16 protein-coding genes are annotated in these 16,120 nt (G+C 41.9%); 13 read left to right on the forward strand and 3 right to left on the reverse strand.

Features of this window, described 5'->3' with window-relative positions; all coding sequences use genetic code 11:
* The first annotated feature begins 11 nt into the window (after positions 1 to 11).
* From AB5I83_RS08610 to tkt, 13 genes are all read left to right on the forward strand, one after another.
* On the forward strand, positions 12 to 161 hold the full coding sequence (locus AB5I83_RS08610) for a hypothetical protein (RefSeq protein WP_448974517.1): 150 nt from the start codon (positions 12 to 14) through the stop codon (positions 159 to 161).
* A complete protein-coding gene (locus AB5I83_RS08615; protein ID WP_448974519.1) occupies positions 142 to 1,572 on the forward strand; it encodes a sodium:solute symporter family transporter in 1,431 nt (476 codons plus the stop codon). Before AB5I83_RS08610 ends, AB5I83_RS08615 begins: the two co-directional genes overlap by 20 nt.
* Positions 1,569 to 1,691: a hypothetical protein gene (locus AB5I83_RS08620; RefSeq protein WP_264163815.1), complete on the forward strand. Its 123-nt coding sequence runs from the start codon at positions 1,569 to 1,571 to the stop codon at positions 1,689 to 1,691. Before AB5I83_RS08615 ends, AB5I83_RS08620 begins: the two co-directional genes overlap by 4 nt.
* A gap of 28 nt (positions 1,692 to 1,719) precedes the next feature.
* Complete coding sequence (locus AB5I83_RS08625; RefSeq protein ID WP_448974521.1) at positions 1,720 to 3,036, forward strand: M20 family metallo-hydrolase; 1,317 nt, start codon at positions 1,720 to 1,722, stop codon at positions 3,034 to 3,036.
* A gap of 27 nt (positions 3,037 to 3,063) precedes the next feature.
* A complete protein-coding gene (locus AB5I83_RS08630) occupies positions 3,064 to 3,768 on the forward strand; it encodes a DUF1028 domain-containing protein (protein WP_448974523.1) in 705 nt (234 codons plus the stop codon).
* Positions 3,769 to 4,378: 610 nt separating this feature from the next.
* The gene (gene alsB, locus AB5I83_RS08635; protein ID WP_448974525.1) at positions 4,379 to 5,365 is read left to right on the forward strand and encodes a D-allose transporter substrate-binding protein; all 987 of its coding nucleotides are present in this window, start codon (positions 4,379 to 4,381) and stop codon (positions 5,363 to 5,365) included.
* Positions 5,366 to 5,390: 25 nt separating this feature from the next.
* Positions 5,391 to 6,902, forward strand: a complete 1,512-nt coding sequence (locus tag AB5I83_RS08640) for a sugar ABC transporter ATP-binding protein (RefSeq protein ID WP_448974527.1) — start codon at positions 5,391 to 5,393, stop codon at positions 6,900 to 6,902.
* Positions 6,903 to 6,915: 13 nt separating this feature from the next.
* Positions 6,916 to 7,863: a D-allose ABC transporter permease gene (gene alsC / locus AB5I83_RS08645; RefSeq protein WP_448974529.1), complete on the forward strand. Its 948-nt coding sequence runs from the start codon at positions 6,916 to 6,918 to the stop codon at positions 7,861 to 7,863.
* 32 nt (positions 7,864 to 7,895) lie between these two features.
* Positions 7,896 to 8,582 (forward strand): D-allulose 6-phosphate 3-epimerase, encoded by a 687-nt coding sequence (alsE, locus tag AB5I83_RS08650; protein WP_167831239.1) that lies wholly within the window; start codon positions 7,896 to 7,898, stop codon positions 8,580 to 8,582.
* 84 nt (positions 8,583 to 8,666) lie between these two features.
* Complete coding sequence (gene alsK, locus AB5I83_RS08655) at positions 8,667 to 9,599, forward strand: allose kinase (RefSeq protein ID WP_448974531.1); 933 nt, start codon at positions 8,667 to 8,669, stop codon at positions 9,597 to 9,599.
* A 118-nt stretch (positions 9,600 to 9,717) separates the two neighbouring features.
* Positions 9,718 to 10,707 carry a LacI family DNA-binding transcriptional regulator gene (locus AB5I83_RS08660; RefSeq protein ID WP_448974533.1) on the forward strand — a complete coding sequence of 330 codons (990 nt, stop codon included), beginning with the start codon at positions 9,718 to 9,720 and terminating at the stop codon, positions 10,705 to 10,707.
* An 84-nt stretch (positions 10,708 to 10,791) separates the two neighbouring features.
* Positions 10,792 to 11,244, forward strand: coding sequence for a ribose 5-phosphate isomerase B (gene rpiB / locus AB5I83_RS08665; RefSeq protein ID WP_167831242.1), 453 nt, complete (start codon positions 10,792 to 10,794; stop codon positions 11,242 to 11,244).
* A 161-nt stretch (positions 11,245 to 11,405) separates the two neighbouring features.
* Positions 11,406 to 13,424 (forward strand): transketolase, encoded by a 2,019-nt coding sequence (gene tkt / locus AB5I83_RS08670; RefSeq protein WP_448974535.1) that lies wholly within the window; start codon positions 11,406 to 11,408, stop codon positions 13,422 to 13,424.
* 355 nt (positions 13,425 to 13,779) lie between these two features.
* Here the strand turns inward: tkt and AB5I83_RS08675 are convergent, their stop codons facing one another.
* The 3 genes from AB5I83_RS08675 to AB5I83_RS08685 form a co-directional block, all read right to left on the reverse strand.
* Complete coding sequence (locus tag AB5I83_RS08675) at positions 13,780 to 14,508, reverse strand: amino acid ABC transporter ATP-binding protein (RefSeq protein ID WP_448974537.1); 729 nt, start codon at positions 14,506 to 14,508, stop codon at positions 13,780 to 13,782.
* Positions 14,505 to 15,149: an amino acid ABC transporter permease gene (locus AB5I83_RS08680; RefSeq protein WP_448974539.1), complete on the reverse strand. Its 645-nt coding sequence runs from the start codon at positions 15,147 to 15,149 to the stop codon at positions 14,505 to 14,507. Before AB5I83_RS08680 ends, AB5I83_RS08675 begins: the two co-directional genes overlap by 4 nt.
* A gap of 65 nt (positions 15,150 to 15,214) precedes the next feature.
* The gene (locus tag AB5I83_RS08685) at positions 15,215 to 16,006 is read right to left on the reverse strand and encodes a transporter substrate-binding domain-containing protein (RefSeq protein WP_448974541.1); all 792 of its coding nucleotides are present in this window, start codon (positions 16,004 to 16,006) and stop codon (positions 15,215 to 15,217) included.
* Between the last annotated feature and the right edge of the window lie 114 nt (positions 16,007 to 16,120).

Genomic DNA, 16,120 nt, shown 5'->3' on the forward strand with positions numbered 1-16,120 from the left:
TGGAAGGGGACATGATGATGGCATTCTGGATTGCAGCAAGTATTTTGTTGTTTGTAATTGTAATCGTTTCCACTTTTGGACCAATGGTCGGTCTTTATGGGGAAATGGAATACACGAGCAAAAAGGAGGAGGTAGGACAGGATGAGCGATCTTTGGGTTAATATACTTGTTATTCTGGCACTGGGAGCAGCCTTCATCGTAACTAGCTGGTACATTTCGAGGAAGGTTTCCACCGCTGATGATTATATTTCAGGAAATGGTAAGCTCGGTGTCGCCTTTGGAACTACTTCCCTCCTTGCCTTCTGGGTAACAGGCAACACCATCATGGCAGCTCCTGAAGCAGCATACGGCATGGGGGCTATCGGAGCAATTGCCTATTCCTTTTTGGGCGGCGTGGCTGTAGTCGCATTCTCACCACTCGGCAAAAGGATTCACGCCATCATTCCAAATGGAAAGACAATCGGCGACTTTTACAAGAACCGATTCGACAAAAAGAACTATTATTTCTTTTTACTCATGGTATTCATCTATATTTTCGGTTTGCTGATGACCCAGGGAATCGGGGGCGGCCTCCTGCTCGAGCAGACTTTCCATATTCCTTATGAGCTTGCTGTAGTGCTGACTTTCCTGATCGTCATTATCTATGCTTCGATGGGCGGCTTCTCGTCTGTCACAGGAATTGCTTTCTTCCAGGTTATGCTCATATTCGTTGTAGTTATTGTCGTTCCGCCGATTGTGTACTTTACTACTGGCGTAGCGCCTGTATATGAGGGGATACAAAAGCTGGCACCGGAAAAACTCGATTTGCTGCTGCCGTCTGGAATCCTATTCATGTTTGCCGGAGCGATGATGGGCATTGGCGAGGTTTTCATGGATAACACATTCTGGCAAAGGGCATATGCAGTCCGGAAAGAAAAATTGATGAGCATCTTCTCACTTGCCGGGATTGGCTGGTTCTTCGTTCCGCTTGCCACAGCTACCCTTGCTTTCGTAGCGATCGGTACCGGTCAGGCGCCAGAACAGGTAAACCAGGTAGCACCATATATTGCCGAGATTTATGGCGGCGAATTTGTTAGCTGGGTCTTCCTTGTCGGAGTATGGTCTGCCCTTGCTTCTACTATCGCGGCGATTCTTAACTCATTGGTTTCGCTAATTTTAAATGATGTGTATAAATCAATTAATCCAAATGCGGATAATAAAAAACTGCTTAAAATGGCAAAGGGCCTGACGGTGGTCATTGGAATTCTGGCACTTCTCATCAGCTTGCCGAAATTCCTGACTATGCTGCAGATGCTCATTTTCCTTGGTGTTATCAACGCGGCATTTGTCTTCCCAATCATTTATGGCCTGTTCTGGAAAAAGCTGAATGCCGATGTTAGTTTCTGGGCAGCTATCCTTGCCGTCATTGGTGGATATATTGCTTACTATACAATTGGTTCGCTACAGGGTGTAGTTGTAAGCGGATGGATTTCCTTCCTCGTCTGCTGGGTTGGCAGCATGGTGAAACCTGCAAATTATGATTGGGAACAACTATATCGGGTCGGAACTATACCGGAGGTGACACGCAAATGATCATTTCACCAGAAGCATTCAATATACTGATTTGGGTAAGTATTGTCGGATCAGGCGGACTGATGTTTTATATCTTTGGTTATTTCCTTTATGAACTGAAGAGGAAGAAAATTTGGTGAGAATTTTTAAATGCAACGGGGTGAAAGCATGCAGGATACAACAGCAATAGAAACTTTTTATGTAAGACTGATGGATGGTTATAACCAGGAGCTAAGCCACTCGGGCGTAAGTGGGGATCGGATTGCGAGCAGGCTTAGCGAACTTTCAAGAATTGGTTTGCAGGAAAGCGGCGGGGTGACCCGCCCAGGTTATTCTTTGTTTGAAAAACAGGCGAAGGAATTGGTCATAAAATGGATGGAGGACGCAGGCCTTTCTGTCACGGTTGATGGTGCTGGAAATGTGTTCGGGAAGCTGCCAGGCAAAAATGACGGACCTTCCGTTGTTTCCGGATCGCATCTCGACAGCGTGCCCAACGGCGGCCATTTTGACGGGCCGCTTGGTGTTATTTCGGCATTGGAGATAGCCCAGTCCTGGAAGGAACAGGGCTATGTACCTGAAAAACCATATGAAGTTGTCATTTTTTCCGATGAGGAAGGATCACGATTCAAAAGCGGACTGACAGGAAGCCGCGCTTTCATGGGCCAGATTAGCCCGGAGGAATTAAAGGGACTATATGACGAAAACGGAATGACGTTTGATGAAGTAATCACTGAATATGGAAGTAGTTTTGACAAGTATATTGAAGCAAGGAACCATGGCAGGGAAATTGAGCTGTTTGTCGAAGTTCATATTGAACAGGGAAAGGTCCTTGAAAGAGAGGATGAACCTGTCGGAATCGTCAGTGGCATTGCAGGGCCCGCCTGGCTGGAAGTCACTTTTACTGGGGAAGCCGGTCACGCGGGAAATACGCCAATGGTTGGACGCAAAGATCCGCTAGTGGTTGCGGGAATGTTCCTTCAGGAAATTGAAGGGCTTCCAGAGAAGGTTTCCGGAACAGCGGTCGCAACTGTGGGAAGAGTCAATGTTTCTCCAAACGGAATTAATGTAATCCCTCAGGAAGTGCAAATGATTGCCGATATCCGTGATATCCATGAAGACACCCGAGACCAGCTGGTGGAGCTGATTAAGGAAAATGCAGAAAGAATAGCAGCTGAGAGGGGCATCGAGGTCAGGACAAGCTCCAATACAAAAATCAAGCCGATGCCAATTGCCCAACACCTTCAGAGCAAGTTAGTTACAGCAGTGGGGAAAAACGGAATAAAGCCTGTTTTCATTCCCAGTGGAGCTGGCCATGACGCGATGATTGTAGGAGAAAAGTATCCAGCGGCGATGTTATTTGTCAGGAGCAAGAACGGCATCAGTCACAACCCGCTTGAATGGACCTCACTGAATGACTGCGTTTATGGGGTACATGCTTTAAAAACGTTTATCGAAGATGTTATGGGTAGTAGATTAGAATTTTAATAGATTTAGAAAGGGGAGGACTTGAAAATGACTTTTTCAATTACAGCAAGATGTGAAGAAACCGGACAATTTGGTGTTGCTGTGACAACGAGGGTGCCGGCTGTCGGAACCCTGTGCCCGTTCGTAGAAGCTGGTGTTGGTGGGATTGCTACCCAATCTTTTGTTAACCCTTATATCGGTATCAACGGCCTTAAATATTTGAAGGAAGGACTATCTGCTGAGGAAGTAAAGGAGCGAATTCTCGAGGAAGATCCTGAACCGGCAATCCGACAGTTTGTCATTGTCGACAATACCGGGAAGGCGGTTGCCTTCACTGGCGAAAAGTGTGATGGTTGGAACGGCCAGGTTGTCGGCGAAAACTACGGTGTCGCAGGAAATATGCTTGTCGGGGAAGACACGATTCTCGAAACCGCCAAGGCATTCGAGAACAGCAAGGGGAAGTCGCTTGCAGAAAGGCTGATCATTGCCCTTCAGGCTGGACAGGATGCCGGCGGCGACAAGCGTGGCAGACAATCCGCCGCGGTAAAAGTAGTCAGTACCGAGGAATATCCATTGGTGGACCTGCGAGTCGATGAGCATCCTGACCCGGTAAAGGAACTAGGCAGGGTTTACGAAGTAGCCCAAAAAGAACTATTTCCTTTCGTAGAAATGCTCCCAACCAAAGCCAACCCAAAAGGCAATTTTAATTTTGAATCGTCAAGGGAAATGGGGTTGCTGCAGGATAGTAAATGACGGGACGAGGGGAAGGTTCTCTTGGCCACATTTGGGAGTTGAAATTATGCGGGAGGCGATAAATACCTCCCATTATGGTCTGTGGATGCCAGAAGTTTACTGGTGTCCACACCCTTATACCAGATTAGATAGAGTATCAGATCTGTTAAAACTTAGGTGATCTTGTCGTTAGATTAATGAGAGTTTTAGATTCGTATGTATAAACCTAATGATTTAGAACTTTTTGTGAATTTAATAATTTTATTTAATTCTTGAATTGACAAAGGATAGATATTAAAATATTATAAAAATTGTAAGGGATTACATTTGGTTAATCGTTTTCCCAAGTTTGTTTAAATCTTTTAAACTGTGGAAAATCGTTAGTCGATATCATTTTTGGTTAATCGATTTTCCACAATCAAAAATTTTCAAGGGGGGATATACTTTTTAAGCAATAGGAAAAAGAAGGTTAATTGTTATTATATTAATCAAGTGAATAAAAATCATATGCTTTGATCTTACATCTTACGCAGTGGTTAATCGTTTAACCAAACCTAGTAGTTTACGAAGATTTTAGATTAATGGTAATGTTTTATAATTTATTTCTAAAAACCTAAAAGGAGCAATCTCGATGAAAAAATTTAAGATTTTCCCTATTGTATTTATGGTTTTTGCTTTATTACTTGCTGGATGTAATGCTGGTCCGACAGGAGGAAAAGAAGCAACAGATGAAAAGGCTGAAGGATCTGGAGATGAGAAAGTTAAAGTTGCCATGATATTGAAAACGCTATCAAGTCCATTTTGGGTTGCTATGGAAGAAGGAATTAAAGAAGAAGCAGAAAAGCTTGGTGTAGAGGTTGAAATCCTTGCTGCACAGTCCGAAGATGACCTTCAAGGGCAACTTAGAATTTTTGAAGACTTATTGATCAAAGATTATGACGGTATCGGTTTTGCTCCATTATCTCCAGTAAACCTTATTCAACCGGCTGTAAACGCATACAAGGATGGAATTCCTACCGTTAATATCGATGAAAAAGTGGACATGGATGAATTGAAAAATGCAGGCGGGAATGTCAATGCATTTGTAACTACTGATAATGTGAAGGTTGGAGAGCAGGCTGGCCAATTCATCGTAGACGCAATTAAAGAAGGAAAAGTGGCGATTGTTGAAGGTAAATCTGGAAATGCTTCTGGGGAAGCAAGACGACAGGGGGCAGCAAATGCTTTTGAAGCAGCTGAGGGTATTGAACTAGTTGCTAGTCAACCAGCTGATTGGGATCGCAATAAAGCACTTGATGTAGTGTCAAACATGATTCAAAGATACCCGGACTTGAAAGCGATTTATGCTGCAAATGATACGATGGCTCTTGGTGCACTTCAAGCTGTTCAAAATGCTGGTAAACAAGATCAAATCATTGTTGTTGGTACAGATGGCCAGCCAGAAGCGATTGAATCTGTGAAAAATGGCGGTTTAACTGCAACAGTCGCGCAGGATTCAGCTGAAATCGGCCGTGAAAGTTTAAGGTTACTTGTGGAGGCTGTGAAAGAAAATAAGGTTATTACGGAAGGTGTAGAACCGGAAATCGTTACAGTCCCTTCATATATTGTTAGCGAATAATAGAAAAGAGTAGGAAGTGTGTGATATGAACGCCCTGGTAAAGATGGAGAAAATAACGAAGAGATTCGCTGGTGTAACAGCATTGAAAGATGTAGATTTCTCTCTTGTCCCTGGAGAAGTGCATGTTTTATTGGGTGAAAACGGAGCGGGTAAATCTACACTAATGAAAATTCTTTGTGGAGTGTACGAACCGACAGAAGGAAGTATTCAAATCGGAGATCGTCAATTTTCCAACTTATCTCCAAAGGAAGCTGCGGAACATGGGATCAGTATCATTTATCAGGAGCTTAGTGTTATCAATGACTTATCTATCGCTGAAAACATCTTTGTAGGCAAATGGCCTACAAAGAAGGTTTTCGGTATTGAGGTAGTTGATAAAGACTATATGCAAAAAGTGACAGTCGATCTCCTGGAGCGTGTGGGACTAAAACGTAAGCCATCTGAACTTGTTGGTGATCTATCTATTTCGGAAAAACAGCAGGTTGAGATTGCAAAAGCACTTGCATCTGAGGCGAAGGTTCTGATCATGGATGAGCCGACTTCATCCTTAACAGATGGAGAAATTGAAAAGCTGTTTAAAGTAATCCGACAACTAAAGAGTGAAGGCGTTGGAATTGTCTACATCTCTCATAAACTGAAAGAAATTAAAATCATAGGTGACCGGATTACGATTTTAAAAGATGGCACATATGTAACAACACGAGAGCTTGCAACAACCGAAACCAATGAGCTCATTACGTTGATGGTTGGGCGTGAGCTGCAATCAAAATATACTGGCAGCCACGAACACCAAGGAACCAATGAAGTTATTTTTGAAGTGAAGAATTTAACGAGAAAAGATGGGAAGGTAAAAGATATTAACTTTGAGCTATACAAGGGTGAAATATTAGGGTTTGCAGGACTGATTGGATCAGGTAGAACGGAGCTTATGAATTCAATCGTTGCATCTGAACCAATTAGCTCGGGAGAAATCAACCTGAATGGTAAAAAGCTAAAACTGAAGAATCCGTATGATGCCGTTAAAAACAATATTGCCTATATTACTGAGAATAGAAGAGAGACAGGATTCTTTCCTAACTTTGAAATCTGGAAAAACATCTCCATTTCTTCTCTGGCTAGTGATTCCAAATTTGGTGGACTGTATGGGCTTGTAAACACGAAGAAGGAGTTAGAATGGGCTGAAAAACAAAAAGAGGCCATGTCTATCCGGTGTTCTTCAGTTCACCAAAACATCACCGAATTATCGGGGGGAAACCAGCAAAAGGTCATTATCGGAAGATGGCTTGCAGCAGGCTCTGATTTGTTTATTTTTGATGAACCGACTAGAGGAATTGATGTAGGTGCCAAGAGTGAAATCTATAAGATCATGCGCCAACTCGCAGATAGTGGTAAAGGTGTATTGGTTGTTTCATCCGAACTTCCAGAACTACTGAGTATTTGTGATCGTATTGCGGTCTTTAATGATGGCCGGCTAAACGGAATCCTCTCAAGCGAGGAAGCAACAGAAGAGAGAATTATGGAAAAGGCAACATCTTAAGGAGAGTATGAATATGAGAGAAAAGGTTAAGATTATCTGGCAAAAATACGGTACTTTCGGAATCCTGGTTCTACTGGTTTTAATAATGGGGATCCTTTCTCCAACTTACTTCTTTAATATATCAAACCTTACACAGGTCATCCTGCAAAGTTCCATTAATATCATTGTAGGTGTGGGGGAATTCTTTCCTATTCTGATAGCTGGTATTGATTTATCGGTAGGATCAATTATGGCTTTGACAGGAATGATTACAGCGAAATTGCTCGTTATGGGTGTACCGGTCATTTTAGCGGTCATTTTAGGTGGAGTTATTTTAGGGGCAGTATTAGGTTTTGTTAATGGGTTCCTAATTGTTAAGACAAAATTGCATCCTTTTATCATTACATTGGGTACTCTTTCCATTTTTAGAGGATTAACACTAATAATTTCAGATGCGCGCCCCGTATATGGGTTGCCTCAGGAATTTACCCTAGGTGTTGCTGGCTGGCTTTGGTTCGTTCCCATTCCAGTTATTATCGCACTTGGGTTAGCTGGCACCTTAATCTTTATTACAAACAAAACCAAAATGGGAAGAAATATTTATGCATTGGGTGGGAATAAACAAGCTGCATGGTTCTCAGGAATCAACGTGGGACTTCACACAATCATCGTATTTATGATTTCTGGCATGGCTGCTGGAATTGGTGGTGTCGTTTTGACAGCCCGTCTTGGTGCGGCTGAACCACTAGCAGGAACTGGCTTTGAGTTATTTGCAATCGCAGCCGCAATCATTGGAGGAACAAGCTTTTTCGGTGGTAAGGGAAAAATTACAGGGGTCATCATGGGGGCATTGATTATCGGTGTCATCAATAATGGTCTAAATATCCTTAATGTATCTACTTACTACCAGCAAATTGTAATGGGAGCTCTAATTATCGGGGCAGTTGCATTGGATAGCTTTATCGCAGGTAAAAAAGAATAAATTAATAACAAATTTGAAAGGCGGATAAAACGATGTCAAAATTTTCACCATCCTTAATGTGTATGGACTTATCAAAATTCAAAGAGCAGGTTGAGGCATTAAATCAAAAGGCTGATTTTTACCATGTCGATATAATGGACGGTCATTACGTAAAGAATATTACTCTATCACCATTTTTCATTGAACAATTAAAGAAGATCTCTACATTGCCGATTGATGCTCACCTTATGGTCGAAAATCCAGCTGACTTTGTCGATATGACGATTGATGCAGGAGCAGATTATATCAGTCTTCATGCTGAAACTATTAATGGTGATGCTTTCAGGCTGATTAACCATATTAAATCCAGAGGTAAAAAATTCGGTGTGGTTTTAAATCCGGCTACTCCAATCGAAACAATCAGACACTATATTCATCATGTTGATAAATTAACTATCATGACAGTTGATCCTGGGTTTGCGGGTCAGAAGTTTGTTACTGAGATGGTAGATAAAATCAAGGAAGCTAAAGAGTTGAAAGAGAAGAACCAGTATAAATACCTTATTACGATTGATGGTTCATGTAATGAAAGAACGTTTAAAACGCTTGTTGAAGCAGGAGCAGAAGTATTGATTGTTGGTACTTCAGGGTTGTTCAATCTTGATGAAGATGTATCTAAGGCATGGGAATTAATGATGGAAACCTACGAGAGCGAAGTAAAGAAGATTGCTAGTTTGTAAAGAGTGGTTAGGTTCATCCTTTGCTAACCGAATCTCTCTAGGATGCCCGCTGCTTAAAAGAAAATGAAGTGAGGAAGCGCCAAAATGGAAACAAACAAAATGAAATACGTCATTGGTGTTGATATTGGGGGAACGCATTTAAGAGTTGGAGCGGTTACTCCTGACAAAGAGCTACATTTCTTTGAAAAAAAGAAAATTGCTGATATTTTGGATAACCTCCATCCAGTTGAATCCTTAATTCAATTTCTAGATGGATTTATTCAGGCAAACCTGGGAAACAGTGATGTATTAGGAATTGGAATGGGATTTCCATCCGTAGTCAGCAAAGACAAGAAAAGAGTACTAGCTACAACAAACTTAAACATTAATGATATAAATATCGCAGATCCTATCCAGAATTATTTTCGAGTTCCAGTTGTCATAGAAAATGATGTGAATCATTTGCTTCATTTTGAAATATCACAACGAAAAGTATTAAATGATGAAATTATTCTTGGATTTTACATTGGGACAGGATTTGGCAACTCTATCTATATAAATAATAGGTTTCTAGATGGGAAAAATGGGGCTGCTGGTGAACTTGGCCATATCCCGGTTTTAGGAGACGAAGCTGTTTGTCAATGTGGCAATACAGGATGTATTGAAACCTATGCTTCGGGTAAGACATTGGTACTTCTTCATCAAGAATATTTTTCAGATGTACCATTTGAGGATGTTTTTACAAAATACGCTAATAGTGAGCATATTGTTAAATTTATTAAATCCCTTGCTGTGCCAATTGCAACAGAGATCAACATCTTCGACCCACATTTAGTAATGATTGGCGGAGGAGTAGTTGGTATGAAGGATTTTCCAAAAAGCCAATTAGAAAATGAGATCATCCGCTATTGCAGAAAACCTTATCCAGCCAATGGGCTTGTGATTGAATATGCAGAAGATACAAATGCGGCAGGTGTCTTAGGTGCAGCAACGAATCTGTATGACAATTATATTGGAAAATCGATTTTCACTAGGTAACAGGATTTATAAGGACAAACTGGTTTACAGCTCCAATTGCTGATATCTAACTATTCATAAAAGGAAGTATAGTTGTGTTATACTTTTTGTAGACAAATAGAAAGTTGGAAGATGTTAAATGAAGAAGCTAACAATAAAGGAAATAGCGGAATTAACAGGGGTTTCAACGGCTACTGTCTCAAAAGTTCTGAACAATACTGGGCGATATTCGGAGGAAACAAGGAAGAAAATTCTTGATGTTGTTCAAGAATATGATTATCGGCCAAATGCTGTCGCCAAGAGTCTGAGAACAAGACGATCTAAAACAATTGGCGTAATTGTTCCTGATATTACAAATGAATTTTTTGCGCAAATTGTATTAGCGATTGAAAAATATTGTGGACCTAAAGGATATTCTGTATTTATCTGTAATACAGATGAAAATGGAGAAAAAGAGCTACAGTATATAAAAGAGCTAGAGTTAAAGGGAGTTGACGGTTTAATTCACCTTATAGGTAGTGATGAACTGTTCAATGTTGAAACCAATTTGCCAGTCGTTTGTATTGACAGAAAGCCGATGGCTCATAATGCAGCCTTCATTACCTCTGATAATTTTCAGGGCGGCTATCTTGCCGCAAGGGAATTGATTGATAAGGGATGCAAAAAGATCCTGCTAATAAGGGATTACCGTGTAGGTCACCCTACATTGGAGCGGCAAAAGGGTTTTAAGTCTGCGTTAAAAGAGAAGAAAATTCCGTTTGACGAAGAAGAACAAGTTCTAAATGTAGAGGTTGGAATTGAACAAGGTAAAAAGGCTGTCCAAGAGTTAATTAAAAATGGGAATTTCGATTTTGATGGAGTTTTTGCCACCACTGATTGGTTAGCTTTCGGGGCGAAATTGGCGTTAGAAGAGAATGGAATTAAGATTCCTGAAGAGGTAAAAATTATAGGTTTTGATAATATCAATTTAGCTAAATACTCTTCTGTCTCTTCAATTCATCAGGATAAAGAAGCAATGGGTCAGAAAGCTGCTGAAAATTTGATCAACCGAATTGAACTTAATATCCATACAAATGATGTTATTAAGCTGCCAGTAACATTAGTTAGCAGGAACTCAACCAGTGTTTAACTTTTGGAAAAAGACACAATAGGCTATTGATTATAGTACTGCTTTTTGGTTAATCGATTAACCATAACCGGGAGGACACTGAATATGAAGGTTGCTATTGCATGTGATCATACAGCATTACCAATGAAAGAAGAAATTAAGAAGGAACTTGAAGAGCTGGGTATTGAATATCAAGATTTGGGTGCCTATACAGAAGAGAGAGTCGACTATCCTGACTATGCTTTAAAAGTGTGTGAACAAGTGGCCAACAAGTCTGTCGATAAAGGTATCCTGATATGTGGAACTGGAATTGGCATGTCCATTATGGCAAATAAAGTGAGAGGGATTCGTTGTGCACTTGCACACGATACCTTCAGTGCTAAGTATACTCGCTTGCATAACAACAGCAATGTCCTGGCAATGGGACAAAGGGTCATTGGTCACGGTCTTGCGAGAGAAGTGGTAAAGGTTTGGCTTGAAACGGAATATGAGGGCGGTCGTCATGAGAGACGTGTAGTAAAAATCACTGATTATGAGAATAACTTTTCGTCAAAGTAAAATCTCTGTGGTTGCTGTTCTATTGATGCTCTGCTTAGTCTTAAAAGAAGAAAGTCTGGATGGTGCTGGCGGGATATTTGTTCTGCCGAATCATTATCCAACTTGTTGAAACGCTACAGTCAAATTTTAAGATTGCCTATATAGTAAAGGGGATTTTAGGAATGGATTCAATAAGTTTACAAGCAATTAATACGATACGTACGTTGAGCATGGATATGATTCAGAAAGCAAACTCCGGACATCCAGGCTTACCAATGGGCGCGGCGCCTATGGCCTATACATTATGGGCGAAAGAAATGAACTTTAATCCTTCTAATCCTGATTGGTTGAACCGTGACCGGTTTATTTTATCTGCCGGTCATGGATCTGCTCTTCTTTATAGCTTGCTTCATTTATTTGGTTATGATGTTTCAATGGAAGATTTAAAAAGCTTCCGGCAGTTTGGAAGTAAAACACCGGGGCACCCTGAATTTGGACACACGGCTGGTGTCGAGGCTACCACAGGTCCGCTAGGTCAAGGAATTGCGATGGCTGTTGGAATGGCAATGGCCGAACGACATCTTGCTGAGAGTTATAATCGAGAGGACTTTCAAATAATTGACCATTATTCCTATAGTCTTTGCGGAGACGGTGATTTAATGGAAGGTGTTTCTGCAGAAGCTGCTTCTCTTGCTGGTCACTTGAAATTAGGAAGACTAATTGTATTATATGATTCAAATGACATCTCCTTGGATGGAGATTTAAGTCAATCATTCTCCGAAAATGTTCAAGGTCGATTCAAGGCTCATGGCTGGCAGGTTCTTCGAGTGGAAGATGGAAACGATGTTGTTGCCATACAAAAGGCCTTGCAGGAAGCAAAGGCGGATCAGGAGCGTCCAACATTAATTGAAGTAAAAACAACCATCGGTTATGGGTCCCCAAATAAAGCTGGTTCTTCAGCTAGTCACGGCGCACCCCTTGGGGAAACGGAAATTAAATTAACAAAAGAAGTTTACGGTTGGGAATATGAAGAACCATTTTATATTCCTGAAGAAGTAAAGCTTCATTTTAGTAGCGTGCTTGAAGAAGGGAAAGCAAAAGAACTAGCCTGGTATGAACAGTTCATTGCTTATAAAGCAGCTTACCCAGTACTTGCTTCGCAATTGGAAACCGCTGTGAAAGGGGACCTGCCTAACAATTGGCAAGAGGCTCTTCCTGAATTTGTTCCTGGGGAAAAACTTGCAACAAGATCATCATCTGGTCAAACATTGAATGCGGCAGCAAAGGTCTTTCCACAACTTATTGGAGGCTCAGCCGATCTCGCTAGCTCCAATAAAACGATGCTTTCAGCTGAAAAGGACTTTGGTCTGGATGGGTATGCCGGACGAAATATCTGGTTTGGTGTACGAGAATTTGCTATGGGTGCTGCACTTAACGGAATGGCCCTTCATGGGGGCGTAAAAGTATTTGGGGCTACATTCTTTGTATTCTCAGATTACCTCCGCCCAGCGATTCGACTTGCTGCATTGATGAAGTTGCCTGTCACTCATGTATTTACACACGATAGCATTGCGGTCGGGGAGGATGGACCAACACACCAACCAGTAGAACAGTTGGCATCTTTACGCGCAATGCCTGGTTTGTCAGTCATCAGACCGGCAGAGGCGAAAGAAACAGTGGCTGCGTGGCGTTTAGCACTTGAAAGCCAGGACCATCCAACTGCGCTGGTTTTAACCCGCCAAGACTTGCCAACACTTTGGTTGGATCAAGAAGAAGTATTTGAAGGTGTGAAAAAAGGAGCGTATGTCGTTTCTGAAGCGAAAGGTGAAATTGCAGGTCTATTGCTGGCAACAGGTTCTGAAGTTGCTTTAGCACTAGAAGCACAAACTGAACTTGCAAACGAAGGCATTCACGTTTCTGTTATAAGCATGCCAAGCTGGGATTTATTCCAAAAACAATCCAGTGAATACAAAGAAAGCGTGCTACCAAGCCGTATAACAGCTCGTTTAGCTATCGAATTAGGATCTTCCCTTGGTTGGAGAGAATATATCGGAGCTCATGGAGAAACCATTACCATTGATGAGTTTGGCGCATCAGGTCCAGCGGATAAGCTTTTAGAAGAAAGTGGGTTTACCGTTAAGCATGTGGTTTCGAGGTTTAAACAATTGATGAAGAAAAATGATAGTCTGGTGAGAAATTAAATATTTTTGGAACGATGTGACGGTACGAGACCATTGAAAGAGCGCATATTCCAAAAAAAGAAAACTCCATTTCTAGGCTTCTTCTAGAAATGGAGTTTTTTGTTTGGTGTCTTAAATAAAGTGCTTTTAATCGTATAGGTATCCATTTGGATTAAAAGAATAAGAAAAACAAACTCGAAAAGTTCGATGCAAAGCCGACAGCGAGAGCTTCGGTGCGATGACAAAATTTCAATCTCGAAATTAAATAAACTAGGAGATTAGTTGAAAAACATATTGAAAGAAAGTAGTAACCGCTCTTGTATTGAAGGAGGAGGGACATGTGAAGAAGCATGAAACGTCCCTTCCACAGTCCTAATTATAATACTTTCCCAAGAAACGCCTTAGTACGTTCATGCTTAGGATTACCAAATAACTCGCCTGGTACATCCTCTTCAACGATATATCCGCCGTCCATGAAGATGACGCGATCTCCGACTTCACGGGCGAACCCCATTTCGTGAGTCACGACGACCATTGTCATGCCTTCGCGGGCGAGGTCTTTCATAACCTCGAGGACTTCTCCAATCATCTCGGGGTCGAGGGCAGAGGTAGGTTCATCGAACAGCATGACCTTTGGTTCCATGGCAAGTGCCCTTGCAATGGCGACACGCTGCTTCTGTCCGCCTGATAATTCTCCGGGATAGCTGTCTGCCTTTTCCTCGAGGCCTACTTTTCTGAGAAGTTCGAGGGCTGTCTGTCTTGCAGCATCTTTGTCGACACCCTTGGCTTTGATCGGTGCCAGCGTAATATTTTGCAGCACCGTTTTATGAGGGAAGAGGTTGAAGTGCTGGAACACCATCCCTACTTCCTGGCGAATTTTATTGATGTTGATTTTAGGGTCGGTGATATCATTTCCATTCACGATGACATGGCCATCTGTGATATCCTCGAGTCTATTCAAGCATCGCAGGAAGGTGCTTTTTCCAGAACCGGAAGGACCTACGACACAGACCACTTCCTGCTCTTTCACCTCTGTACTGATATCTTTTAAGACTTCAAGTTCCCCAAAGGATTTTTTAAGATTATTGACCTGGATCACACTCATCGCAGTTCATACCTCCTCTCTATAAAGTCGCCGAGTTTGGTCAGCAAGTAAATCAATATGAAGTACATGAGTGCCACCATCCCCCATACTTTAAAAGGTTCATAGGTTGCCGATACGACGACTTGCCCTCTTTGTGTCAGTTCAGCGATTCCGATGACAGACAGGAGCGAGGTGTCCTTCAGGCTGATGATTGCCTGGTTTACGAATGTCGGCAGCATTCTTCTTAACGCCTGCGGCAGGATGATATAACGCATTGTCTGCGCACTCGTCAGTCCCAATGTTCGTGCAGCTTCTGTCTGTCCTTTATCGATGGACTGGATGCCGGCTCGGACAATTTCCGCTATATAGGCACCTGCATTGATAGCAATCCCAATGATCCCAGCTGTTACAGGTTGGAATGAAATAAAGGAAAGTGAATTCAATCCGAAGTAAATAAAGAATAATTGAACTAGGAAAGGTGTTCCGCGTACAAAGTTAATGAACCAAATCGCAATCCACCTTAGAGGCGGAATCGGTGACAGGCGGAATAGCGCTGTAATCAAACCAATGATGAACCCAAACATCAAGCCGAGAAGTGTTATATACGCTGTCAGTTTTATCCCGGCCCATAGGACGGGAAGGGCTTCCTGAAAAATCTCCATATTCTAGCTCCTTTCAAGTTTTAGAAAAAGACAGCGCGCTTTTCGGGAGCGCGCTGAGAAAATTCCTACTCTTCAAGATAAGTGTTCAAGATTTCGTCGTACTTGCCATTATCCTTGATTTTTTTCAGGCCGCTATTGATCTTTTCAAGCAGTTCCTGGTTCTCGCCTTTTTTTACAGCGATGCCGTACTGGTCGCCATTCAGGCGTTCCCCGACAGTCTTCAGGTCAAGGTTGCTTGTTTTAATCGCATACGCGATAACCGGGTAGTCTTCAATCAATACATCTGCGTTCCCGTTTGCAACTTCCTGGAACATGGACGGGCTATCATTGAATTGGCGTACTTCTTTAATGCCATATTCATCTTTAATTTTCTCGGCATGGTCAGCACCTGTTGTACCATTCTTAACGGCGACAACTTTACCTTTCAAGTCATCAACGCTGGTAATGTCGTTGTTATCTTCTGAAACAACAAGTGTTAATCCGGCATCAAAGTATGGATCTGAAAAATCGACTTTTTCTTTTCGGTCATCCGTGATACTCATGCCGGCAATGGCTACGTCCAGCTGATCAGCAAGGATTGCCGGGATGATGCCGCCGAAGTCCATTGGCTTCAATTCGATCTCAAAGCCTTCTTCCTCTGCAATGGCATTGATGATATCGATATCGATTCCTTTATACTCGCCGCCATCTTCAAATTCGAACGGAGGATAAGTCGTATCCGTACCAACAGTGTAGGTATTGCCACCGTCTTCACCAGAGCCTTCATCCCCACCGCTGTTTGCACCGTCCGATCCGCATGCAGCTAAAACCAGCATCACTGCCATCATTAAAAAACCAAATATCTTTATTTTTTTCATCCAACCCCTCCAAATATTTTTAGATAATTCAGTACATTGTTTAGGTTAACAAACATTTTTAGTCCAATGCAAAAGAAAAGGCTTTTGGGACTTTTGTTGCGATAGGGAGAGGGT

The organism is Mesobacillus sp. LC4, assembly GCF_053543455.1.